Source organism: Nocardioides sp. CPCC 206348 (assembly GCF_048654705.1).
Classification (GTDB): domain Bacteria; phylum Actinomycetota; class Actinomycetes; order Propionibacteriales; family Nocardioidaceae; genus Nocardioides.
Genome location: NZ_JBMCZA010000054.1, coordinates 1,288 through 1,843, shown reverse-complemented (window position 1 = coordinate 1,843; position 556 = coordinate 1,288). Strand labels below are relative to the sequence as shown.

The 556-nt window shown below is 65.6% G+C and carries 1 protein-coding gene; it reads right to left on the bottom strand.

Going from position 1 to position 556, the window contains the following annotated elements; genetic code table 11:
- A partial coding sequence (locus ACOADB_RS01850) for a sigma factor (protein ID WP_378596208.1) occupies nucleotides 1–386 on the bottom strand: 386 nt, incomplete at its 3' end.
- Nucleotides 387–556 lie beyond the last annotated feature (170 nt).

The window sequence follows — 556 nt, the reverse complement described above, 5'->3', positions numbered from 1 at the left end:
GCCGAGCGGAAGTGACGCTTCAGCTCGCCCAGGATCGTCGGCACCGCGAAGACCAGCAGGTCGTCGCCGCGCTCGGGGTCAAAGCCCTGAACGGCGCGGGTCAGCGCCATGCAGGCAACCTGCTCGAGCTCTTCCAGGCTCTGGCCGCGGTTGCGGTAGCGCCCGGCCAGGGTGCGGGCAACGGGGATGTTGAGCACGATGACCTGCTCGAGCAGGGCATCACGGTCCGGACCAGAGCTGCGGGCAGCCTGCGCCAGCAGCTCGGCGGTCCGGGCCTTGCGATCCTCCGAACGGACCGGAGGGGAGTCGCCTTCGGCAGGGGTCACTCGCGAGGAGTGGCCCAGGAAGACGGACGGGATGGTGGGTACTTCCGACACAACGGACACGGATTACTCCCGGTGTTCGAGAGTGGTGTGGCGGTGGGCTTGGCCACGTCGTTACCTCTTGGGTGTCAGTACCCAACTTAGCGCCATTTCAAACGGATGACCACCGATCGGGCCATACGGACTAGTCACAAAGGACTACATCACTGGTGACCCGCGCCGCCGTAACAACA